19 protein-coding genes are annotated in these 22,308 nt (G+C 54.5%); 15 read left to right on the top strand and 4 right to left on the bottom strand.

The genetic code is table 11. From position 1 onward, the window contains the following. Positions 1–78 precede the first annotated feature (78 nt). The 3 genes from dgt to cdaR all read left to right on the top strand — a co-directional run bounded on the left by dgt (position 79) and on the right by cdaR (position 4,480). Complete coding sequence (gene dgt, locus V6942_RS14265) at positions 79–1,593, top strand: dGTPase (protein WP_182929433.1); 1,515 nt, start codon at positions 79–81, stop codon at positions 1,591–1,593. Positions 1,594–1,727: 134 nt separating this feature from the next. Next, complete coding sequence (gene degP / locus V6942_RS14260) at positions 1,728–3,164, top strand: serine endoprotease DegP (RefSeq protein WP_106925554.1); 1,437 nt, start codon at positions 1,728–1,730, stop codon at positions 3,162–3,164. Between the two features lie 158 nt (positions 3,165–3,322). After that, the gene (gene cdaR / locus V6942_RS14255) at positions 3,323–4,480 is read left to right on the top strand and encodes a DNA-binding transcriptional regulator CdaR (protein WP_106925556.1); all 1,158 of its coding nucleotides are present in this window, start codon (positions 3,323–3,325) and stop codon (positions 4,478–4,480) included. A gap of 137 nt (positions 4,481–4,617) precedes the next feature. Here cdaR and V6942_RS14250 read toward each other — a convergent pair whose 3' ends face one another. From V6942_RS14250 to map, 4 genes are all read right to left on the bottom strand, one after another. After that, positions 4,618–5,004, bottom strand: a complete 387-nt coding sequence (locus V6942_RS14250) for a DUF3461 family protein (protein ID WP_106925558.1) — start codon at positions 5,002–5,004, stop codon at positions 4,618–4,620. A gap of 108 nt (positions 5,005–5,112) precedes the next feature. Further along, positions 5,113–5,937 (bottom strand): 2,3,4,5-tetrahydropyridine-2,6-dicarboxylate N-succinyltransferase, encoded by an 825-nt coding sequence (gene dapD, locus V6942_RS14245; RefSeq protein ID WP_052285401.1) that lies wholly within the window; start codon positions 5,935–5,937, stop codon positions 5,113–5,115. A 33-nt stretch (positions 5,938–5,970) separates the two neighbouring features. Next, positions 5,971–8,643 carry a bifunctional uridylyltransferase/uridylyl-removing protein GlnD gene (gene glnD, locus V6942_RS14240; protein WP_106925560.1) on the bottom strand — a complete coding sequence of 891 codons (2,673 nt, stop codon included), beginning with the start codon at positions 8,641–8,643 and terminating at the stop codon, positions 5,971–5,973. A gap of 60 nt (positions 8,644–8,703) precedes the next feature. After that, entirely contained in the window at positions 8,704–9,498 is a 795-nt protein-coding gene (gene map / locus V6942_RS14235; protein ID WP_106925562.1) for a type I methionyl aminopeptidase, read from the bottom strand. 331 nt (positions 9,499–9,829) lie between these two features. Between map and rpsB the strand changes: the two genes are divergently transcribed. The 12 genes from rpsB (at position 9,830) to fabZ (ending at position 22,307) form a co-directional block, all read left to right on the top strand. After that, complete coding sequence (gene rpsB / locus V6942_RS14230) at positions 9,830–10,555, top strand: 30S ribosomal protein S2 (RefSeq protein WP_064547569.1); 726 nt, start codon at positions 9,830–9,832, stop codon at positions 10,553–10,555. Positions 10,556–10,691: 136 nt separating this feature from the next. After that, positions 10,692–11,543 carry a translation elongation factor Ts gene (tsf, locus tag V6942_RS14225; protein WP_106925564.1) on the top strand — a complete coding sequence of 284 codons (852 nt, stop codon included), beginning with the start codon at positions 10,692–10,694 and terminating at the stop codon, positions 11,541–11,543. A 173-nt stretch (positions 11,544–11,716) separates the two neighbouring features. After that, positions 11,717–12,442 carry a UMP kinase gene (gene pyrH / locus V6942_RS14220; RefSeq protein ID WP_001748944.1) on the top strand — a complete coding sequence of 242 codons (726 nt, stop codon included), beginning with the start codon at positions 11,717–11,719 and terminating at the stop codon, positions 12,440–12,442. A 152-nt stretch (positions 12,443–12,594) separates the two neighbouring features. Beyond that, a complete protein-coding gene (gene frr / locus V6942_RS14215) occupies positions 12,595–13,152 on the top strand; it encodes a ribosome recycling factor (RefSeq protein ID WP_106925566.1) in 558 nt (185 codons plus the stop codon). A gap of 87 nt (positions 13,153–13,239) precedes the next feature. After that, on the top strand, positions 13,240–14,436 hold the full coding sequence (gene ispC, locus V6942_RS14210) for a 1-deoxy-D-xylulose-5-phosphate reductoisomerase (RefSeq protein ID WP_333501382.1): 1,197 nt from the start codon (positions 13,240–13,242) through the stop codon (positions 14,434–14,436). 237 nt (positions 14,437–14,673) lie between these two features. Then, on the top strand, positions 14,674–15,432 hold the full coding sequence (ispU, locus tag V6942_RS14205; RefSeq protein ID WP_106925570.1) for a (2E,6E)-farnesyl-diphosphate-specific ditrans,polycis-undecaprenyl-diphosphate synthase: 759 nt from the start codon (positions 14,674–14,676) through the stop codon (positions 15,430–15,432). Between the two features lie 12 nt (positions 15,433–15,444). Further along, positions 15,445–16,302, top strand: coding sequence for a phosphatidate cytidylyltransferase (gene cdsA / locus V6942_RS14200; RefSeq protein ID WP_106925572.1), 858 nt, complete (start codon positions 15,445–15,447; stop codon positions 16,300–16,302). 11 nt (positions 16,303–16,313) lie between these two features. After that, entirely contained in the window at positions 16,314–17,666 is a 1,353-nt protein-coding gene (gene rseP, locus V6942_RS14195) for a sigma E protease regulator RseP (protein WP_106925574.1), read from the top strand. A 31-nt stretch (positions 17,667–17,697) separates the two neighbouring features. Further along, entirely contained in the window at positions 17,698–20,109 is a 2,412-nt protein-coding gene (gene bamA, locus V6942_RS14190; protein ID WP_106925576.1) for an outer membrane protein assembly factor BamA, read from the top strand. 124 nt (positions 20,110–20,233) lie between these two features. Then, positions 20,234–20,719, top strand: a complete 486-nt coding sequence (skp, locus tag V6942_RS14185) for a molecular chaperone Skp (RefSeq protein ID WP_106925578.1) — start codon at positions 20,234–20,236, stop codon at positions 20,717–20,719. A 3-nt stretch (positions 20,720–20,722) separates the two neighbouring features. Then, on the top strand, positions 20,723–21,748 hold the full coding sequence (lpxD, locus tag V6942_RS14180) for a UDP-3-O-(3-hydroxymyristoyl)glucosamine N-acyltransferase (RefSeq protein WP_106925580.1): 1,026 nt from the start codon (positions 20,723–20,725) through the stop codon (positions 21,746–21,748). Between the two features lie 103 nt (positions 21,749–21,851). After that, positions 21,852–22,307 (top strand): 3-hydroxyacyl-ACP dehydratase FabZ, encoded by a 456-nt coding sequence (gene fabZ / locus V6942_RS14175; protein ID WP_333501381.1) that lies wholly within the window; start codon positions 21,852–21,854, stop codon positions 22,305–22,307. The last annotated feature ends 1 nt before the right edge of the window (position 22,308 follow it).

Genomic DNA, 22,308 nt, shown 5'->3' with positions numbered 1-22,308 from the left:
CATGTTTAAAGGCATAGTTTATCATGCGGTTCGACGGAAGCGCATGTCTTGTAATGAGTGGCTCGCGATGGAGAGGCTATGGCTAAGATTGATTTTCGCAACAAAATTAACTGGCGTCGGCGCTATCGCTCACCGCAGGGCGCGGGCTCGGAGCATGAAATTCTGCGCATTTTTGAAAGCGACCGTGGGCGCATTATTAACTCGCCCGCCATTCGCCGCCTGCAGCAGAAAACCCAGGTGTTCCCGCTGGAACGCAACGCTGCCGTCCGCACGCGCCTGACCCACTCGATGGAGGTGCAGCAGGTGGGGCGCTATATCGCCAAAGAGATCCTCAGCCGCCTGAAAGAGAAAAAGCTGCTGGCTGCCTACGGGCTCGACGAGCTGACCGGGCCGTTTGAGAGCGTGGTTGAAATGGCCTGTCTGATGCACGATATCGGCAACCCGCCGTTCGGCCACTTTGGCGAAGCGGCGATCAACGATTGGTTCAGCCAGCGTCTGGCGCCGAAAGACGCGCTGGGCCAGCCGCTCAGCCACGACCGCTGTGAGGTGGTCAGCCTGCGGCTGCGCGAGGGAGAAGAGGCGCTGAACGGGCTGCGCCGTAAGGTGCGCCAGGATTTATGTCACTTCGAGGGCAACGCGCAGGGCATTCGCCTGGTACACACCTTAATGCGCATGAATCTGACCTGGGCGCAGGTGGGGTGCATTTTGAAATACACCCGCCCGGCCTGGTGGGCGGGCGAGACGCCGGCGACCCACAGTTATTTAATGAAAAAACCGGGCTACTACCTGGCCGAAGAACAGTATATTGCGCGCTTACGTAAAGAACTTGATTTAGCGCCTTACAATCGCTTCCCATTAACCTGGATTATGGAAGCGGCCGATGATATTTCTTATTGTGTCGCTGACCTTGAAGATGCGGTAGAAAAACGCATCTTTAGCGTTGAGCAGCTGTATCAGCATTTATACGATGCCTGGTCGGATCATGCCAAAGGCTCACTGTTCGCACAGGTGGTGGAAAATGCCTGGGATAAATCGCGCGCCAATTCATTAAGCCGCAGTGCTGAAGATCAGTTCTTTATGTATTTACGGGTCAATACGCTAAATAAATTGGTGCCCTATGCGGCACAGCGGTTTATTGATAATTTGTCGCAGATTTATACCGGTGATTTTAATCACGCGCTGCTGGAAGATGAAAGTAGCTATAGTAAATTGCTGGATGTTTATAAAAATGTTGCGAGAAAACATGTCTTTAGTCATCCTGAGGTCGAGCAGCTTGAATTACAGGGCTACCGCGTTATTGGCGGGTTACTGGATATCTATGGGCCGTTGCTTAAATTATCCTTAAGCGATTTCAGCGAGCTGGTAGAACAGGAAAGAGTCCGTCACTTGCCGATTGAGTCACGGCTTTTCTGCAAACTTTCAACCCGCCATCGTTTAGCCTATGTTGAGGCGGTAAACAAAATTCCGCGCGAGAGCGTGGAGTTCCCGGTGATGGAATATTATTATCGCTGTCGCCTGTTGCAGGATTATATCAGCGGTATGACCGATCTCTACGCATGGGATGAATATCGACGGCTGATGGCGGTAGAATAATCAGAAGTTTTGTAAAGACGCTCAATAAATTTTTACTTTTCCAACGCACCGTAAAACGGAACTTAGTGCCATAAAGTGAATCTGATAGTCACGACACAGCAATTTTGCGTAATCTGATATTGAGATTGAAACACATGAAAAAAACCACGTTAGCAATGAGTGCACTGGCTCTTAGTTTAAGTCTGGCTCTGTCTCCGTTGTCCGCTAGCGCGGCCGAGACGGCATCTTCCACCGCATCCGCTGCCCAGCCTATGCCTAGCCTGGCACCGATGCTGGAAAAGGTAATGCCGTCAGTCGTCAGCATTAATGTTGAGGGCAGCACAACGGTAAACACGCCGCGCATGGGCCGTAATTTCCAGCAGTTCTTCGGCGACAACTCGCCGTTCTGCCAGGACGGTTCACCGTTCCAGAGCTCGCCGTTCTGTCAGGGCGCGGGCCCGAGCGCTGGCGGCCAGCCGCAGCAGCAGCAGAAATTTATGGCGCTGGGTTCCGGGGTGGTGATTGACGCGGCCAAAGGCTACGTCGTGACCAACAACCACGTGGTCGATAACGCCAACGTGATTAAGGTTCAACTGAGCGATGGGCGCAAGTTCGATGCCAAAGTGGTCGGTAAGGACCCGCGTTCCGACATCGCGCTGATTCAGATTCAGGACCCGAAAAACCTGACCGCGATTAAGCTGGCGGATTCCGACGCACTGCGCGTAGGTGACTATACCGTCGCCATCGGTAACCCGTTCGGCCTGGGCGAAACCGTGACTTCAGGTATCGTCTCGGCGCTGGGGCGTAGCGGTCTGAACGTCGAAAACTACGAAAACTTTATCCAGACCGATGCGGCGATCAACCGCGGTAACTCCGGCGGCGCGCTGGTTAACCTGAACGGCGAACTGATCGGGATTAACACCGCAATCCTCGCGCCGGACGGCGGCAACATCGGTATCGGTTTTGCTATCCCGAGTAACATGGTGAAAAACCTGACCGACCAGATGGTGAAATTTGGTCAGGTGAAACGCGGTGAGCTGGGCATTATGGGTACTGAGCTGAACTCCGAGCTGGCGAAAGCGATGAAAGTCGACGCTCAGCGCGGCGCCTTCGTCAGCCAGGTGATGCCGAACTCTTCCGCCGCGAAAGCGGGCATCAAAGCGGGCGACGTTATTACCGAGCTGAACGGCAAGCCGATCAGCAGCTTCGCAGCCCTGCGTGCGCAGGTAGGCACCATGCCGGTGGGCAGCAAAATCACCCTCGGCCTGCTGCGCGACGGTAAGCCGGTAACGGTTAACCTTGAACTGCAGCAGAGCAGCCAGAATCAGGTTGAGTCCAGCAGCATCTTCAACGGGATTGAAGGCGCAGAGATGAGCAACAAAGGCCAGGACAAAGGCGTGGTGGTGAATTCGGTGAAAGCCGGCACCCCGGCCGCACAGATTGGCCTGAAGAAAGGTGACGTTATCGTGGGAGCAAACCAGCAGGCGGTGAAAAATATCGCCGAGCTGCGCAAAATCCTCGACAGCAAACCGTCCGTACTGGCGCTGAATATTCAGCGTGGCGATAGCACTATCTACCTGCTGATGCAGTAATCCTCACCCCAACCCTTTCCCCGCCCGGGGAAAGGGTTTCTTTCTGCGTAATGTGAAGCTTCCCACAACTCCATAGATCTCAACCGTGCTTTGTGCATTTGCACAGTGCAGGGGATTCTCATCTTTCTTATCATGTAACCTGCTCACAGGAGGGGTTCATGGCTAGCTGGCATCTTGATACAAAAATGGCGCAGGATATTGTGGCGCGAACCATGCGCATCATTGATACCAATATCAACGTAATGGATGCTCGTGGGCGCATTATCGGCAGCGGCGATCGCGAGCGTATTGGTGAATTGCACGAAGGCGCGCTGTTGGTACTGTCTCAGGGCAGGGTGGTGGATATTGACGATGCGGTGGCGCGCCATCTGCACGGCGTCCGGCAAGGCATCAATCTACCGCTGCGTCTGGAGGGGGAAATCGTCGGCGTTATTGGCCTGACCGGTGAACCGGAGACGCTGCGCAAATACGGTGAGCTGGTGTGCATGACGGCGGAGATGATGCTTGAGCAGTCTCGGTTGATGCACCTGCTGGCGCAGGATAGCCGTTTGCGTGAAGAGCTGGTGATGAACCTGATCCAGGCCGAAGAGAACACGCCCGCGCTGACCGAATGGGCACAGCGTCTGGGCATTGACCTCAATCAGCCGCGCGTGGCGGCGGTGGTGGAAGTGGACAGCGGCCAGCTGGGTGTCGATAGCGCGATGGCGGAACTGCAGCAGCTGCAAAACGCGCTGACCACCCCGGAGCGCAATAACCTGATTGCCATTGTCTCGCTGACCGAAATGGTGGTACTGAAGCCGGCGCTCAACCCCTTTGGCCGCTGGGATGCCGAAGATCACCAGAAGCGCGTTGAGCAGCTGATTGCGCGGATGAAAGAAAACGGCCATCTGCGTTTTCGCGTGGCGCTCGGCAACTATTTTACCGGGCCGGGCAGCATTGCCCGCTCGTATCGCACCGCGCGCACCACCATGATGGTGGGTAAGCAGCGGATGCCGGAAAGCCGCAGCTATTTCTATCAGGATTTAATGTTGCCGGTACTGCTCGATAGCCTGCGCGGCGGCTGGCAGGCGAATGAACTGTCGCGTCCGCTAATGCGCCTGAAGGCAATGGACAACAACGGCCTGCTGCGCCGTACGCTAGCCGCGTGGTTTCGCCATAACGTGCAGCCGCTGGCCACGTCAAAAGCGCTGTTTATTCACCGTAATACGCTGGAGTATCGCCTGAACCGTATCTCTGAACTGACGGGATTGGATTTGGGGAATTTCGATGACAGGCTGCTGTTGTATATTGCGCTACAGCTGGATGAGCAGCGGTGATAAAACCCGGTTGTGATATTGATGCACACTTTGTGGTTTGCGTAGACCTGATAAGCGTAGCGCCATCAGGCATGGCACTTGCACATTGCCGGGTGGCGGCTTCGCCTTACCCGGCCTACGAATACATTCACCCGCAGCTACTTACGCGTTAGCTTTTCCAGATCGGCTTCAATTTCGCTGATCTTGTTGGTCACAACGCTTTCGAGGTGACGCAGATCGTCCAGGATCTTACGCTTCAGATCGACTTCTGTGCGATCTCGCTGGCAGAGCTGATCCAGCTCGTCGATCACGTAGCGCAGATTTGGGCTGATTTCCTGCACTTCTTTGAAGCCCTGTCCCACGCCGTCACCGGCGATGGTTTTACGCTGACGCGGATACTTGAACTTGACGCTCTTGGCAAAAAACTCGCCTTTATCCTTCTGGAAATAGATTTTCAGGATATCGTTGTTGGCTTCCTGCCGGAGGCTGTAACGATCGATTTCATCGGGATTGGTAATCCCTAAACTTTTCAGATTATCGTACATAGCGGCACCCCTGATCTAAATTAACTATTGAATAATTAACGAAAAAATCTATTTCCGCCAGCTTACGAATAAAAAAAAGCGGGGTAGCCCCCGCTTTTTCGCATCTTATTAATCGATAGTACGCAGCAGCTCGTTGATACCCACTTTACCGCGGGTCTTCGCATCGACCTTCTTCACGATGACCGCGCAGTACAGGCTGTACTTGCCGTCTTTAGAAGGCAGATTGCCGGAAACGACAACGGAGCCTGCCGGTACGCGACCATAGAAGACTTCGCCGGTTTCGCGATCGTAGATTTTGGTGCTCTGACCGAGGTACACGCCCATGGAGATCACGGAACCTTCTTCAACGATCACGCCTTCAACCACTTCAGAACGCGCGCCGATGAAGCAGTTGTCTTCGATGATGGTTGGGTTCGCCTGCAGCGGTTCCAGTACGCCACCGATGCCGACGCCGCCGGACAGGTGAACGTTTTTACCGATTTGCGCGCAGGAGCCAACGGTTGCCCAGGTATCGACCATGGAGCCTTCGTCAACGTAAGCGCCGATGTTCACATAGGATGGCATCAGTACGGTGTTACGCGCGATATAAGCGCCCTGGCGAACGGCTGCCGGTGGCACGACGCGGAAACCTTCTTTCTGGAAACGCGCTTCATCGTAGTCGGCGAATTTCATCGGTACTTTATCGAAGTAGCGGCTTTCCGCACCGTCGATAACCTGGTTATCGTTAATACGGAAAGAGAGCAGAACCGCTTTCTTCAGCCACTGGTGAGTGACCCACTGGCCGTCAATCTTTTCAGCGACACGCAGCGCGCCGGAATCCAGCAGGGAAATCACCTGGTTAACCGCTTCGCGGGTTACGGTATCCACATTTGCCGGCGTGATGTCGGCGCGACGCTCAAAAGCGGACTCAATAACGTTCTGTAATTGCTGCATTGTTTCTCTTTCCATTTACTTAAAAAAAATACGTTACCCTTTATCGTTTGGATTGAGGGCTGCTGTCAACCGTTGTTGCACTTCTTGTTGCAGCTCATTATTAAGGGCACGCCGGTCGGCGGTGGCGATTATAAATAAATCTTCTACTCGTTCACCAATTGTCGTAATTCTGGCCCCGTGGAGCGAAATGCCGAGGTCGGCAAACACCTGACCGACGCGGGCGAGCAGCCCAGGTTGGTCGAGCGCGATCAGCTCAAGGAATGAGCGGCGGTCGGTATGGGTCGGCAGGAAATTGACTTCGGTATCCACCGAAAAGTGGCGCAGCTTGGCCGCCTGACGACGCGGCTGCGGCGGCTGCCAGCTGCGCTGGGTAATTGCCTGCTCGAGCCCTAAGCGGATTGCTTCATGACGATCGCTGGACAGCGGGCTGCCGTCCGGTTCGAGCACGATGAATGAGTCCATCGCCATGCCGTCGCGGGTGGTGAAAATCTGCGCGTCGTGCACGCTCAGGTTGCGGCGATCCAGTTCGGCGCACACGGCGGCGAACAGGTACGGCCGATCGGGGCTCCAGATAAAGATCTCGGTGCCGCCACGGGTGGCCTGTGGGCTGAGCAGGATCATCGGCTGGGTCAGGTCGTGTTTGAGCAGATGACGGGCGTGCCAGGCCAGCTGGTTTGGCGTATGGCGCACAAAGTAGTTGGCGCGACAGCGGTTCCAGATTTGATGCAGCGCCTCTTCGTCGATGTTGTCCATGCGCAGCAGCGCCAGCGCCTGCATCTGGTGATGACGGACGCGTTCGCGCATATCCGGCGTGTTTTGCATCCCGCGGCGCAGCTGTTTTTCAGTGGCGAAGTACAGCTCGCGCAGCAGGCTCTGCTTCCAGCTGTTCCACAGCGTTTCGTTGGTGGCACAGATATCGGCCACCGTCAGGCACACCAGGAAGCGCAGGCGGTGCTCGGTCTGTACTTCTTCAGCAAACTGCTTGATGACTTCCGGGTCCTGGATATCGCGGCGCTGGGCGGTGACGGACATCAGCAGATGCTGGCGCACCAGCCAGGCGACCAGCTGGGTTTCGCGCGAGTTCAGCCCGTGCAGTTCGGCAAACTTCAGCACGTCCTGCGCGCCGAGGATGGAATGGTCGCCGCCGCGGCCTTTTGCAATATCGTGGAACAGGGCGGCAATCAGAATCAGCTCCGGGTGGTTCAGGCGCGGCCACAGGTCGACGCACAGCGGATGGCGCGAGCGGGTTTCTTCGTGAGCGAAACTTTCGAGCTTTAGCAGCACGCGGATGGTGTGTTCATCAACGGTATAGGCGTGGAACAGGTCGAACTGCATCTGGCCGACAATATACGACCACTGCGGCATATAGGCCCACAGCACGCTGTGGCGATGCATTGGCAGCAGACCGCGGCTGACCGCACCAGGGTGGCGCAGCATGTTCAGGAACAGCGAACGCGCCTCGGGGATATAGCACAGCGGCTCGGTAAGATGACGCCGCGCGTGGCGTAGGTGGCGCAACGTAGTGGAATAGATGCCAGTGATATTGCTGTTACGCACCATCATATAGAACATGCGCAGGATCGCCTGCGGCTCGCGAATAAACAGCGTGTCGTCGCGCAAATCGATCAGCGTACCGCGCAGCTGGAAGTCGTCGTCGATGGCGCGTGGCTTTTCGTCTTCGGTCAGCGCCAGGATTGCCTCATCAAACAGCTGCAGCAGCATGTGGTTCAGCTCGCCGACGCGGCGGGTAACGCGATAGAAGTCCTTCATCATGTGTTCGATCGGCTGATTGCCTTCACCGGCATACTTCAGGCGTTGGGCGACGCTAAGCTGACGGTCGAACAGCAGGCGGTTGTCGTAGCGGGTTAGTTCCAGATGCAGGGCAAAGCGAATGCGCCACAGCAGATGCAGACACTCATTGAGTTCGTTACGCTCTGCTTCGGTCAGGAAGCCAAAGCTGACCATTTCGTCAAGCGAGGTGGCGCCGAAGTGGCGGCGGGCGACCCACTGAATGGTGTGGATGTCGCGCAGGCCTCCCGGGCTGCTTTTAATGTCCGGCTCCAGATTGTAGCTGGTGCCGTGGTAGCGCTGGTGGCGCGCCTCCTGTTCGGCCACTTTGGCCGGGAAGAACGTTTCTGACGGCCAGAAGCCTTCGCTGAAAATATGCTTTTGCAGTTCGAGGAACAGCGCGACGTCGCCAATCAGCAGCCGCGACTCAATCAGGTTGGTCGCGACGGTTAAGTCAGATAAGCCTTCCAGCAGACACTCTTCCAGCGTGCGAACGCTGTGGCCCACTTCCAGCTTGAGATCCCACAGCAGCGTCAGCAGTTCGCCGATTTTCTGCGCCTGTTCGTCGGGCAGTTTTTTACGGCTGAGGATCAGCAGGTCGACGTCCGAAAGCGGATGTAGCTCGCCGCGGCCGTAGCCGCCGACGGCAACCAGCGCGGCGTCTTCCACGGCACCAAAACCGTACAGTAGCCATAGCCGCTGTAACAATTGGTCGATGAATTCGGTGCGGGCTTCAATCAGCTGCTCGGCGCTGACGCCATCGTCGAAAGCGACGCCCAGCCAGCGCTGGAAATCGTCCAGCCGGCTTTTAATATCGGTGCAGTTGAGGCTGCTTTCTGGCCACTCAACCGGATTTTCCGGTTGGCCGGGCAGGGCGGGAAGGGGGGTACAAGCCAGTTCAGGTAAGGAGTTACTCATTGCGCCACCCATAAGAAAAAACGATTACCCATAAAAAAGCCGGCGTGCGCCGGCTTTTCGTTAGTCGTTGTGCGAGATTATCGCCGGGATGGTGTCATCCGAGCGTAACGTCAGTATTTCGCAGCCGTTGTCCGTCACCACAATAGTATGCTCGTACTGTGCAGACAAGCTTCGGTCTTTGGTTTTTACCGTCCAGCCGTCTTTCATTGTGCGGATTTCTTTCTTACCGGCGTTGACCATCGGTTCAATGGTGAAGGTCATGCCCTGTTTCAGCACCACGTCGGTTTCGCGAGAATCGTAGTGCAGCACCTGCGGCTCTTCGTGGAAGCCGCGGCCGATGCCGTGACCGCAGTATTCACGCACCACCGAGAAGCCTTCAGCTTCAACGAACTTCTGAATCGCCGCACCGATTTCGCGCAGGTTGATGCCCGGCTTCACCATTTTGAGCGCCAGGTACAGGCTCTCCTGAGTGACGCGGCACAGACGCTCGCCGAGAATGGTCGGTTTGCCGACGATAAACATTTTGGAGGTGTCGCCGTGGAACTCATCCTTAATGACCGTCACGTCGATGTTAACGATGTCGCCGTCTTTCAGGTGCTTTTCGTCATCGGGGATACCGTGGCACACCACTTCATTAATAGAAATGCAGACCGATTTCGGATAGCCGTGGTAGCCAAGGCAGGCAGAGATCGCTTTTTGTTCGTTAACGATATAGTCGTTGCAAATGCGATCCAGCTCGCCGGTGGTCACGCCAGGCTTCACGTGCGGGGCAATCATTTCGAGCACTTCGGCAGCCAGACGGCCGGCAACGCGCATTTTTTCAATGTCTTCTGGGGTCTTAATAGAAATAGCCATGGAATATGTCCATCAGTGTCGATTTTTTCGACAATAATTGAGTATTAGTGATGTCAATGTTAACAGCCAGGAGCACTGCCTGCCAAATTGAGAATCATTCTGAACTTCGCCTTTCGTGCCCTGCGGGGCAGATAACAACTGTTGGTGTCTTCACCAATTTTATGGTATAAAGCGCGCCGAACTTCCGTTCATTGTTTTGTCCGGAAGCGACAAATCTCACTTTGTGTAAATAACACACACGTATCGACACATATTCCGGGGTGCCCTTTGGGGTCGGTAATATGGGATACGTGGAGGCATAACCCCAACTTTATCTATAGAGGTTTTAACCATGGCAACTGTTTCCATGCGCGACATGCTCAAGGCTGGTGTTCACTTCGGTCACCAGACCCGTTACTGGAACCCGAAAATGAAGCCTTTCATCTTCGGCGCGCGTAACAAAGTTCACATCATCAACCTTGAGAAAACTGTACCGATGTTCAACGAAGCTCTGGCTGAACTGAACAAGATCTCTTCTCGTAAAGGCAAAATCCTTTTCGTTGGTACTAAACGCGCTGCAAGCGAAGCTGTGAAAGAAGCTGCTCTGAGCTGCGACCAGTTCTTCGTGAACCATCGCTGGCTGGGCGGTATGCTGACTAACTGGAAAACCGTTCGTCAGTCCATCAAACGTCTGAAAGATCTGGAAACTCAGTCTCAGGACGGTACTTTCGACAAGCTGACCAAGAAAGAAGCGCTGATGCGTACTCGTGAGCTTGAGAAACTGGAAAACAGCCTGGGCGGTATCAAAGACATGGGCGGCCTGCCGGACGCACTGTTCGTTATCGATGCTGACCACGAACACATTGCTATCAAAGAAGCGAACAACCTGGGTATCCCGGTATTCTCTATCGTTGATACCAACTCTGATCCAGATGGCGTTGATTTCGTTATCCCGGGTAACGACGATGCAATCCGTGCTGTGACCCTGTACCTGAGCGCTGTCGCTGCTACCGTTCGTGAAGGCCGTTCTTCCGATCTGGCTTCCCAGGCGGAAGAAAGCTTCGTAGAAGCTGAGTAATAAGGCACGCTCGTTAGAGCCCTTATAAACCAGGTAGTAACACGTTTGGTTAGGGGGCCTGTTTATGGCCCCCTTTTTCACTTTTAAATCTGTGCGGTTTCAGGCCGGGCAGATCAAATCTTCCGAGGATTTTAGAATGGCTGAAATTACCGCTTCCCTGGTAAAAGAGCTGCGTGAACGTACTGGCGCAGGCATGATGGATTGCAAAAAAGCCCTGACTGAAGCTAATGGCGACATCGAGCTGGCAATCGAAAACATGCGTAAATCTGGCGCGATCAAAGCGGCTAAAAAAGCAGGCAACGTTGCTGCTGACGGCGTGATCAAAACCAAAATCAACGGCCACGTTGCTTTCATTCTGGAAGTTAACTGCCAGACTGACTTCGTTGCTAAAGATGCTGGTTTCCAGGCATTTGCAGACAAAGTTCTGGACGCTGCTGTTGCGGGTAACATCACCGACGTTGAAGTTCTGAAAGCACAGTTCGAAGAAGAACGTGTTGCGCTGGTTGCTAAAATCGGTGAGAACATCAACATCCGTCGCGTAGCTTCCCTGGAAGGTGACGTTCTGGGCAACTACCAGCACGGTGCGCGCATCGGTGTTCTGGTTGCAGCTAAAGGCGCTGACGAAGAGCTGGTTAAACAGCTGGCAATGCACGTTGCTGCAAGCAAACCAGAATTCGTTAAGCCGGAAGACGTATCCGCTGAAGTGGTAGAGAAAGAATACCAGGTACAGCTGGATATCGCGATGCAGTCTGGTAAGCCGAAAGAAATCGCAGAGAAAATGGTTGAAGGCCGCATGAAGAAATTCACCGGCGAAGTTTCTCTGACCGGTCAGCCGTTCGTTATGGATCCGAGCAAGTCTGTTGGCCAGCTGCTGAAAGAGCACAACGCTGACGTGACTGGCTTCATCCGCTTCGAAGTGGGCGAAGGCATCGAGAAAGTTGAGACTGACTTCGCAGCAGAAGTTGCTGCCATGTCCAAGCAGTCTTAATTGCAGTAAAGGAGCCGCCTGAGGGCGGCTCTCTTTTGTGTCGTAAAGAATCGCAGTACAGAAAGAACATCGTCATGTGGAAATCAGCCAGCTCCTATAGGGGCTAAGTGGCAAGGAACGCATGATGTCACTCGAATTTAACCATCCCATTCGTGACACTCTCAGGAAAGAAAATGGCTACCAACGCAAAACCTGTCTACAAACGTATTCTGCTTAAGCTTAGCGGTGAAGCATTGCAGGGGACTGAAGGCTTCGGTATTGACGCAAGTATTCTTGACCGCATGGCGCAAGAGATTAAAGAACTTGTCGAGCTGGGCATCCAGGTGGGTGTCGTCATTGGTGGTGGCAACCTGTTCCGCGGTGCGGGTCTGGCGAAAGCCGGTATGAACCGCGTTGTGGGCGACCACATGGGCATGCTGGCTACGGTAATGAACGGTCTGGCAATGCGTGACGCACTGCATCGCGCCTATGTGAACGCCCGCCTGATGTCGGCAATCCCGCTGAATGGCGTTTGCGACAACTACAGCTGGGCAGAGGCGATCAGCCTGCTGCGTAACAACCGCGTCGTGATTCTGTCCGCCGGTACCGGCAACCCGTTCTTCACCACCGACTCCGCAGCCTGCCTGCGCGGCATCGAAATTGAAGCCGACGTGGTGCTGAAAGCAACCAAAGTTGACGGCGTATTCACCGCTGACCCGGCGAAAGACCCGTCAGCCACCATGTACGAACAGCTGACCTACAGCGAAGTACTGGATAAAGAACTGAAAGTCATGGATCTGGCTGCCTTCACGCTGGCCCGTGACCACAAACTGCCAATTCGCGTATTCAACATGAACAAACCGGGCGCTCTGCGTCGCGTGGTCATGGGCGAAAAAGAAGGCACTTTAATTACGGAATAATTTCCGTTACTGCCATTTCCGGGTAAGATTCGCTTTTATCTGGCAGAATTCAGATATTCTGTGGCTTGATTTAAACGAGACTATACTTAAGCACATTCTCTGTACTGTGTGGCCGTTTGGTCGACTGAGACTAGTTTTCAAGGATTCGTAACGTGATTAGCGATATCAGAAAAGATGCTGAAGTACGCATGGACAAATGCGTTGAAGCGTTCAAAAACCAAATCAGCAAAATTCGCACGGGTCGTGCTTCTCCCAGCCTGCTGGATGGCATTGTCGTTGAGTATTACGGCACAGCAACCCCGCTGCGTCAGCTGGCGAGCGTCACCGTAGAAGATACCCGTACGCTGAAAATCAACGTGTTCGACCGCTCTATGGGCCCGGCCGTTGAGAAAGCGATCATGGCGTCTGACCTCGGTCTGAACCCAAGCTCTGCGGGTACCGATATCCGCGTTCCGCTGCCTCCGCTGACGGAAGAACGTCGTAAAGACCTGACCAAAATCGTTCGTGGCGAAGCCGAACAGGCGCGCGTTTCCGTGCGTAACGTTCGTCGTGATGCGAACGACAAAGTGAAGGCGCTGCTGAAAGACAAAGAGATCAGCGAAGACGACGATCGCCGTTCTCAGGAAGAAGTACAAAAACTGACTGATGCTGCTATCAAGAAAGTTGAAGCCGCACTGGCAGAGAAAGAAGCCGAGCTGATGCAGTTCTAAGCTGTGTAAGTGGTGCGATGAACGCCGTACAGGAAGCATAAGCGCTTCGCTGGCGGCGTTTTGCATTTTATCAATCCTGGATCTCTCATGAAGCGATTAACTGTTCTGGGCTCAACAGGCTCTATCGGCTGCAACACGCTGGACGTGGTGCGTCATAACCCCGAGAGTTTTGCCGTCACGGCGCTGGTAGCGGGCAAAAATGTCGACCGGATGGTCGAACAATGTCTGGAATTTGCTCCGCGCTATGCGGTGATGGACGATGCCAGAAGTGCCGATGCCCTGAAGCTGGCGCTGCACGAGCGCGGCAGCCGCACCGAGGTGCTGAGCGGTCAGCAGGCGGCGTGTGAGGTTGCGGCGCTTGATGAGGTCGATCAGGTGATGGCGGCAATCGTCGGCGCGGCGGGCTTGCTTCCGACCCTGGCGGCGATTCGCGCGGGTAAAACGATTCTGCTGGCGAACAAAGAGTCGCTGGTGACCTGCGGGCGGCTGTTCCTCGAGGCGGTAAAACAGTCTGGCGCGCGGCTGCTGCCGGTCGACAGTGAACATAACGCTATCTTTCAGAGTTTGCCGCAAAGTTTTCAGTGCGACTTAGGTTACGCTGACCTGACGCAGCATGGGGTGTCGTCCATTCTGCTCACCGGGTCAGGTGGCCCGTTCCGGGAGACGCCTATCGCCGATCTGAGCGCCATGACGCCAGATCAGGCCTGTCGTCACCCGAACTGGTCGATGGGGCGCAAAATCTCCGTCGACTCGGCCACCATGATGAATAAAGGTCTGGAATACATCGAAGCCCGCTGGCTGTTCAATGCATCAGCCCAGCAAATGGAAGTATTGATTCACCCTCAGTCGGTGATCCACTCGATGGTACGTTACCAGGACGGTAGCGTGCTGGCGCAGTTGGGTGAGCCCGATATGCGGACGCCGATTGCTAATACCATGGCCTGGCCGCACCGCGTCGTGTCCGGGGCGAAAGCGCTGGATTTCTGTAAGCTGGGCGCGCTGAGCTTTTCCGAACCGGATTATGCCCGCTACCCTTGCCTGAAGCTGGCGATGGATGCTTTCGAACAGGGGCAGGCTGCGACTACCGCGCTGAATGCGGCTAACGAGATTTCGGTCGCGGCATTCCTCGACGGTCAGATTCGCTTTACCGACATCGCCGCCCTCAATCTGGCGGTGCTGGAGCAGCGCGATCTGCGCGAACCTCAGAGCGTGGATGAGGTGCTGGCGATTGATGCGTGGGCGCGTGAAGCGGCGGTGATGCAGACGAAATATTTCGTCAGGTAATGAGAGCGGAATCAGCATACATGCCGTTATGGCATTTGTGAGCATCTGGCTTCAGTGATATAGTCTGCGCCACCCGATCGCTGCGCGTTTTGGCTGGGCGACGGAGAGAGCCGTGATTTAACACGGCTTTTTTGCGAGACAAAGAGACGTAAAATCAATCAGGCTCGCCTGTGCGACAAAGTGTACAGCTGTATTCCGGGGTACCGCTCATCCCTTTTTATGGATTAAAAACGCGTTATGTTGTCTGCTAACCAACCAACCAGTGAGAATCTGCCAGCCCACGGTTGCCGTCATGTGGCAATCATTATGGATGGCAACGGCCGCTGGGCGAAAAAGCAAGGTAAAATCCGAGCCTTTGGGCACAAAGCCGGGGCGAAATCCGTGCGTCGTGCCGTCGCCTATGCCGCGAATCATGGTATTGAAGCACTCACGCTTTACGCGTTCAGCAGTGAAAACTGGAATCGCCCCGAACAAGAGGTGAGCGCTCTGATGGAGCTGTTCGTCTGGGCGCTGGATAGCGAAGTAAAAAGTCTGCACCGTCATAACGTTCGGCTGCGGATCATTGGCGATACCCGTCGCTTTAACTCCCGCCTGCAAGAGCGGATTCGGAAAGCGGAAGCGCTGACGGAACATAATACGGGGTTAACATTGAACATCGCCGCCAACTACGGTGGCCGATGGGATATTGTTCAGGGAGTTCAGCGCTTAGCCGAACAGGTTCAGGAAGGGGAACTCCGCCCCGATCAAATCAGTGAAGAACTGCTGAATCAGCAGGTCTGCATGCATGAACTGGCTCCCGTAGATTTAGTAATTAGGACCGGGGGAGAGCATCGAATCAGTAACTTTCTTATCTGGCAAATTGCCTATGCTGAACTTTACTTTACAGATGTTCTTTGGCCCGATTTCGATGAACAAGACTTTGAGGGTGCACTGCATGCGTTTGCCAATCGTGAACGTCGTTTCGGCGGCACCGAGCCTGGTGGCGACAAGGCCTGATGGGGGTAGCTTTTGCTGAAGTATCGCCTGATTTCTGCATTAATTCTAATACCGGTTGTCATTGCAGCCCTGTTTCTGCTGCCGCCCGGCGGCTTTGCTATTGTGACGCTGGTTGTCTGTATGCTGGCGGCCTGGGAATGGGGACAATTAAGCGGTTTCACCTCGCGCACTCAACGCGTGTGGCTGGCGGTGCTATGTGGCCTGTTGCTGGCGGTGATGCTCTTTATGATTCCGGAATATCACCACAATATTCATCAACCGGTGGTGGAAACATCGCTGTGGGCCTCGATGGTCTGGTGGGTGATTGCGCTGGTATTGGTGCTCTCTTATCCCGCGTCCGCCGCCTTCTGGCGTCAGTCAAAGGTTCTGCGCCTGATTTTCGGTATCGTCACGATTATACCGTTCTTCTGGGGAATGCTGGCGCTGCGCGCGTGGCACTATGATGAAAACCACTACAGCGGCGCGCTGTGGCTGCTTTATGTCATGATCCTGGTCTGGGGCGCAGACTCCGGAGCCTATATGTTTGGTAAGCTGTTCGGCAAGCACAAGCTGGCGCCGAAGGTTTCGCCGGGCAAAACCTGGCAGGGGTTTATCGGCGGCCTGATCACGGCGGCAATTATCTCCTGGGCTTACGGCCTGTGGGCAAATCTGGACGTTGCACCGTCCATACTGTTAACCTGTTCCATCGTGGCAGCGCTGGCTTCCGTTTTGGGTGATCTCACCGAAAGTATGTTCAAACGTGAAGCCGGCATTAAAGACAGCGGTCATTTGATTCCTGGCCACGGCGGGATCCTTGACCGAATCGACAGCCTGACGGCGGCGGTACCGGTCTTTGCCTGCCTGCTGCTGCTGGTTTTCAGGACGATTTAACGGATGGACTTATGCTGAGCATTCTCTGGAACCTGGCTGCGTTTATTGTCGCGTTAGGGGTATTGATCACCGTACACGAATTTGGTCATTTCTGGGTTGCTCGGCGCTGTGGCATCCGCGTAGAACGCTTTTCTATCGGTTTTGGTAAAGCGCTGTGGCGTCGCGTAGATAAGCGCGGCACCGAATTTGTGGTCGCCCTGATTCCGCTGGGTGGCTACGTCAAAATGCTCGACGAGCGCGTTGACGCGGTGGTGCCTGAAATGCGCCACATGGCGTTTAACAATAAAACGGTTGGCCAGCGCGCTGCCGTTATCGCCGCCGGCCCCATCGCTAACTTCCTCTTCGCTATCTTCGCCTACTGGCTGGTGTTTATCATTGGCGTCCCTGGTATTCGTCCGGTTGTTGGTGAAATAACCGCCAATTCCATCGCGGCGGAAGCACAAATTGCACCAGGCACGGAACTAAAAGCCGTCGATGGTATCGAAACGCCTGACTGGGATGCTGTGCGCATGGCGCTGGTGGCGAAAATTGGTGACGAAAGCACCACTCTCACCGTGGCCCCTTTCGGCAGCGAGCAGCGTCAGGATAAAATCCTCAACCTGCGGCACTGGGCGTTCGAGCCGGATAAAGAAGATCCGGTGACCTCGCTCGGTATTCGTCCGCGTGGTGCGCAAATTGAACCGGTGCTGGCAGAGGTGCAGTCTGACTCTGCGGCGCGTAAAGCCGGTTTACAAGCGGGGGATCGGATCGTTACAGTCAACGGTCAGCCGCTGACGCAATGGATGACGTTTGTTACGCTGGTGCGTGATAACCCCGGCAAAGCGTTACAGCTGGAGATCGAAAGGCAGGGCAGTCTCTTGTCTTTAAGTCTGATACCAGATACAAAACACGGTAGCGGAAAAGCGGAAGGGTTTGCAGGGGTAGTACCAAAGATTATCCCGCTGCCTGAGGAATATAAAACAGTGCGCCAGTATGGGCCATTCAGCGCCATCGTCGAAGCCACGGAAAAAACCGGGCAGTTGATGAAGCTGACGGTCAGTATGCTGGGAAAATTGATCACCGGTGACGTCAAACTGAACAACCTCAGTGGGCCGATTTCTATCGCCCAGGGGGCTGGGATGTCTGCGGAGTATGGGCTGATTTACTACCTGATGTTTCTTGCACTCATCAGCGTGAATTTAGGCATAATCAACCTGTTCCCGCTCCCCGTATTAGATGGGGGACATTTGCTGTTTTTGGCGATTGAGAAGCTGAAAGGCGGCCCGGTATCCGAGCGAGTTCAAGACTTTAGTTATCGCATTGGCTCTGTTCTGCTGATGTTGTTAATGGGGCTTGCACTTTTCAATGATTTCTCTCGGTTGTAAGAGAGTTAGTTAGGAAGAACGCATAATAACGATGGCGATGAAAAAGTTGCTTATAGCGTCGCTGCTGTTTAGCAGCGCGACCGTATACGGTGCTGACGGGTTCGTGGTGAAGGACATTCATTTCGAAGGCTTGCAGCGTGTCGCTGTTGGTGCGGCCCTTCTCAGTATGCCAGTACGTCCTGGCGATACCGTCACTGATGACGACATCAGTAACACCATTCGCGCCCTGTTTGCGACGGGCAACTTTGAGGATGTTCGTGTCCTGAGAGACGGCGATGTGTTGCTGGTGCAGGTCAAAGAGCGTCCAACGATTGCAAGCATCACCTTCTCCGGCAATAAGTCGGTGAAAGATGACATGCTCAAGCAAAACCTGGAAGCCTCTGGCGTTCGCGTCGGTGAATCTCTCGACCGCACCACGCTTTCCGATATCGAGAAAGGGCTGGAAGATTTCTACTACAGCGTCGGTAAGTACAGCGCGAGCGTGAAGGCGGTTGTCACTCCGCTGCCGCGTAACCGTGTCGATCTGAAGCTGGTGTTCCAGGAAGGCGTTTCCGCCCAGATCCAACAGATCAACATCGTCGGTAACCATGCGTTCAAAACCGAAGATCTGATCTCCACGTTCCAGCTGCGCGATGAAGTGCCGTGGTGGAACGTGGTCGGCGATCGTAAATATCAGAAACAGAAGCTGTCGGGTGACCTTGAAACCCTGCGCAGCTACTATCTGGATCGCGGCTACGCCCGTTTCAACATCGATTCCACTCAGGTGAGCCTGACGCCGGATAAAAAAGGCATCTACATCACCGTGAACATCACCGAAGGCGACCAGTACAAACTGTCTGGCGTACAGGTGACCGGGAATCTGGCAGGGCACTCGGCGGAAATTGAGAGCCTGACCAAAATCGAGCCGGGCGAGCTGTATAACGGCGCGAAAGTGACCAAAATGGAAGATAACATTAAGAAACTTCTTGGTCGCTACGGCTACGCGTACCCGCGCGTACAGTCCCAGCCAGAAATCAACGACACGGATAAAACCGTTAAGCTGCACATCAACGTTGATGCCGGCAACCGTTTCTACGTGCGTAACATTCGCTTCGTCGGCAACGACACCTCGAAAGATGCCGTCCTGCGTCGCGAAATGCGTCAGATGGAAGGGGCATGGCTCGGCGGCGACCTGGTTGACCAGGGTAAAGACCGTCTGAACCGTCTGGGCTTCTTCGAAACCGTCGATACCGAAACCCAGCGCGTGCCGGGTAGCCCGGACCAGGTAGACGTCGTCTACAAGGTGAAAGAACGTAACACCGGTAGCTTCAACTTCGGTATCGGCTACGGTACGGAAAGCGGCGTGAGCTTCCAGGCGGGCGTTCAGCAGGATAACTGGTTAGGTACCGGTTACTCTGTGGGTATCAACGGTACCAAGAACGACTACCAGACCTACACCGAGCTTTCTGTGACCAACCCGTACTTTACGGTTGATGGCGTTAGCCTTGGCGGTCGCGTCTTCTACAATGACTTTAAAGCAGATGATGCTGACCTGTCGTCCTATACCAACAAAAGCTATGGTGTCGACGGTACGCTGGGCTTCCCGATTAACGAATACAACTCACTGCGTGCGGGTCTGGGCTACGTCCACAACGACCTGTCCAATATGGAACCGCAGGTGGCGATGTGGCGTTATCTGGACTCCATCGGCCAGACGGCCGGTACGACCAGCGATAATAACGGCTTCTCGGCGAACGACTTCACCTTCAACTACGGTTGGACATATAACAAACTCGACCGCGGCTACTTCCCGACGGACGGTTCACGTGTCAACCTGAACGGTAAAGTGACTATCCCGGGCTCCGATAACGAGTTCTACAAGGTTACGCTGGATACGGCGTCCTACTTCCCGATTGATGACGATCATCAGTGGGTCGTGCTGGGCCGTACCAAGTGGGGTTACGGTGACGGTCTGGGCGGCAAAGAGCTGCCGTTCTATGAGAACTTCTATGCCGGTGGTTCAAGCACCGTGCGTGGCTTCCAGTCCAACACCATCGGCCCGAAAGCGGTTTACTACGGCGCGTCTGGCCTGGATAACTGCGATCAGTCCGGCGGCTACTGTAAGTCTGATGACGCCGTCGGCGGTAACGCCATGGGCGTGGCCAGCCTGGAGCTGATCGTACCAACGCCGTTTATCAGCGATAAGTACGCGAACTCGGTACGTACGTCGTTCTTCTGGGATATGGGTACCGTTTGGGATACCAACTGGCAGAATACGGCGACGATGAAGGCTGCTGGCGTTCCTGACTACAGCGACCCGAGCAATATCCGTATGTCCGCGGGCATCGCATTACAATGGATGTCGCCATTGGGGCCGTTGGTCTTCTCCTACGCCCAACCGTATAAAAAATACGATGGAGACAAATCGGAGCAGTTCCAGTTTAACATTGGTAAAACCTGGTAATTGCTCTTTGCAAAGGAATGCGGGTTCAGTGTAGTTTGCTGGCATAAGGCGATAGCGTCAGGTGGCTTCGGCCACCAAAAGAACAGTACCTTCGGGTACGTATGGGATGGTAAGGAGTATTATTGTGAAAAAGTGGTTAGTCGCAGCAGGTCTGGGTTTAGCAATGGCCGCATCTGCTCAGGCAGCAGACAAAATTGCAATTGTTAATATGGGTAGCCTGTTCCAGCAAGTTGCACAGAAAACCGGCGTTTCCAGCACCCTGGAAAACGAATTCAAAGGCCGCGCTGGCGAACTTCAGCGTATGGAAGGTGACCTGCAGTCTAAAATGCAGCGTCTGCAGTCTATGAAAGCTGGCGCCGATCGCACCAAGCTGGAAAAAGACATCTCTTCCCAGCGTCAGACTTTCTCCCAGAAAGCACAGTCCTTTGAACAGGACCGTCAGCGTCGTACCAACGAAGAACGTGGCAAACTGGTTACTCGTATCCAGACTGCTGTGAAATCCGTTGCTGCTAGCCAGAGCATCGACCTGGTGGTTGACGCTAACGCCGTTGCATTCAACAGCAGCGATGTTAAAGACATCACCGCTGATGTACTGAAACAGGTTAAATAAGTAATGCCTTCAATTCGACTGGCTGACTTAGCTCAGCAGTTGGATGCGGAATTACACGGTGATGGCGATATCGTCATCACCGCTGTCGCGTCCATGCAATCCGCTAAGGCGGGTCATATCACGTTCCTGGTTAACCCCAAGTACCGTGAACACCTGTCCGCTTGTGAAGCGTCGGCGATTGTCCTGACGCAAGATTTACTGCCTTTTGCCAAAGGCGCTGCGCTGGTAGTGAAGAACCCCTACCTGACCTACGCACGCATGGCTCAGATTTTAGATACCACGCCGCAGCCGGCGCAGGATATCGCCCCGAGCGCGGTTGTCAGTCCGTCGGCCACGCTCGGTCATAACGTCTCTATCGGCGCGAACGCGGTGATTGAGTCAGACGTTGTGCTGGGCGATAACGTCGTGATTGGGGCGGGGTGTTTCGTCGGTAAAAAAACAAAAATTGGTGCGGGCTCTCGCCTGTGGGCGAACGTGACCATTTACCACGAAGTCGAGATCGGCGAGAATTGTCTGATCCAATCCAGCACCGTCATCGGTTCTGATGGCTTCGGCTATGCCAACGATCGCGGCAACTGGGTGAAGATCCCGCAGCTTGGCCGCGTGATCATTGGCGATCGCGTGGAGATCGGCGCCTGTACGACGATCGACCGCGGCGCGCTTGACGACACGCAGATCGGCAACGGTGTTATCATTGATAACCAGTGCCAGATTGCGCACAACGTGGTGATTGGTGACAATACCGCGGTCGCAGGCGGCGTGATTATGGCCGGTAGCCTGAAAATTGGTCGTTACTGCATGATTGGCGGCGCCAGCGTGATTAACGGCCATATGGAAATTTGCGACAAGGTTACCGTAACCGGTATGGGCATGGTTATGCGTCCCATTTCCGAGCCTGGCGTATACTCGTCCGGTATCCCGCTCCAGCCGAATAAGGCATGGCGCAAAACGGCCGCACTGGTGATGAATATTGATGAAATGAGCAAGCGTCTCAAAGCCGTTGAACGCAAGCTTGATAATCAAGACTAATTTTCATCCGTATCGCATGATACTTTCCGGCCTGTCGGCATTCTTGTAATCCGGCAGGCCGTGTTATTATTGCCCCTTAGTATATTTTGACAGGAAGAGTATTTTGACAACTGACACTCATACTCTGCACATTGAAGAGATTTTAGAACTTCTGCCGCACCGTTACCCGTTCTTACTGGTAGACCGCGTGCTGGATTTTGAAGAAGGTCGTTTTCTGCGCGCAGTGAAAAATGTTTCCGTAAATGAGCCGTTTTTCCAGGGCCACTTCCCTGGCAAACCGATTTTACCGGGCGTGCTGATTCTGGAAGCGATGGCGCAGGCAACCGGCATTCTGGCGTTTAAAAGCGTTGGTAAACTGGAGCCAGGCGAACTGTACTATTTTGCAGGCATTGATGAAGCGCGCTTCAAGCGTCCTGTCGTGCCAGGCGATCAAATGATTATGGAAGTCACCTTCGAGAAAACCCGCCGTGCCCTGACTCGCTTTAAAGGCGTTGCGCTGGTCGACGGTAAAGTGGTTTGCGAAGCAACAATGATGTGTGCGCGTAGCCGGGAGTCCTAAT

The sequence above is a fragment of the Kluyvera genomosp. 2 genome (assembly GCF_036759865.1).
Taxonomy (GTDB): Bacteria; Pseudomonadota; Gammaproteobacteria; order Enterobacterales; family Enterobacteriaceae; genus Kluyvera; species Kluyvera ascorbata_B.
The sequence above is the reverse complement of the archived record's forward strand: the minus strand, read 5'-3'. Positions and strand labels throughout refer to the sequence as shown.

Excerpts from the sequence above, each read along its gene's own strand:
- dgt (WP_182929433.1), top strand. The coding sequence starts at position 79 with ATGGCTAAGATTGATTTTCGCAACAAAATTAACTGGCGTCGGCGCTAT.
- degP (WP_106925554.1), top strand. The coding sequence starts at position 1,728 with ATGAAAAAAACCACGTTAGCAATGAGTGCACTGGCTCTTAGTTTAAGT.
- cdaR (WP_106925556.1), top strand. The coding sequence starts at position 3,323 with ATGGCTAGCTGGCATCTTGATACAAAAATGGCGCAGGATATTGTGGCG.
- V6942_RS14250 (WP_106925558.1), bottom strand. The coding sequence starts at position 5,004 with ATGTACGATAATCTGAAAAGTTTAGGGATTACCAATCCCGATGAAATC.
- dapD (WP_052285401.1), bottom strand. The coding sequence starts at position 5,937 with ATGCAGCAATTACAGAACGTTATTGAGTCCGCTTTTGAGCGTCGCGCC.
- glnD (WP_106925560.1), bottom strand. The coding sequence starts at position 8,643 with ATGAGTAACTCCTTACCTGAACTGGCTTGTACCCCCCTTCCCGCCCTG.
- map (WP_106925562.1), bottom strand. The coding sequence starts at position 9,498 with ATGGCTATTTCTATTAAGACCCCAGAAGACATTGAAAAAATGCGCGTT.
- rpsB (WP_064547569.1), top strand. The coding sequence starts at position 9,830 with ATGGCAACTGTTTCCATGCGCGACATGCTCAAGGCTGGTGTTCACTTC.
- tsf (WP_106925564.1), top strand. The coding sequence starts at position 10,692 with ATGGCTGAAATTACCGCTTCCCTGGTAAAAGAGCTGCGTGAACGTACT.
- pyrH (WP_001748944.1), top strand. The coding sequence starts at position 11,717 with ATGGCTACCAACGCAAAACCTGTCTACAAACGTATTCTGCTTAAGCTT.
- ispC (WP_333501382.1), top strand. The coding sequence starts at position 13,240 with ATGAAGCGATTAACTGTTCTGGGCTCAACAGGCTCTATCGGCTGCAAC.
- ispU (WP_106925570.1), top strand. The coding sequence starts at position 14,674 with ATGTTGTCTGCTAACCAACCAACCAGTGAGAATCTGCCAGCCCACGGT.
- rseP (WP_106925574.1), top strand. The coding sequence starts at position 16,314 with ATGCTGAGCATTCTCTGGAACCTGGCTGCGTTTATTGTCGCGTTAGGG.
- bamA (WP_106925576.1), top strand. The coding sequence starts at position 17,698 with ATGGCGATGAAAAAGTTGCTTATAGCGTCGCTGCTGTTTAGCAGCGCG.
- lpxD (WP_106925580.1), top strand. The coding sequence starts at position 20,723 with ATGCCTTCAATTCGACTGGCTGACTTAGCTCAGCAGTTGGATGCGGAA.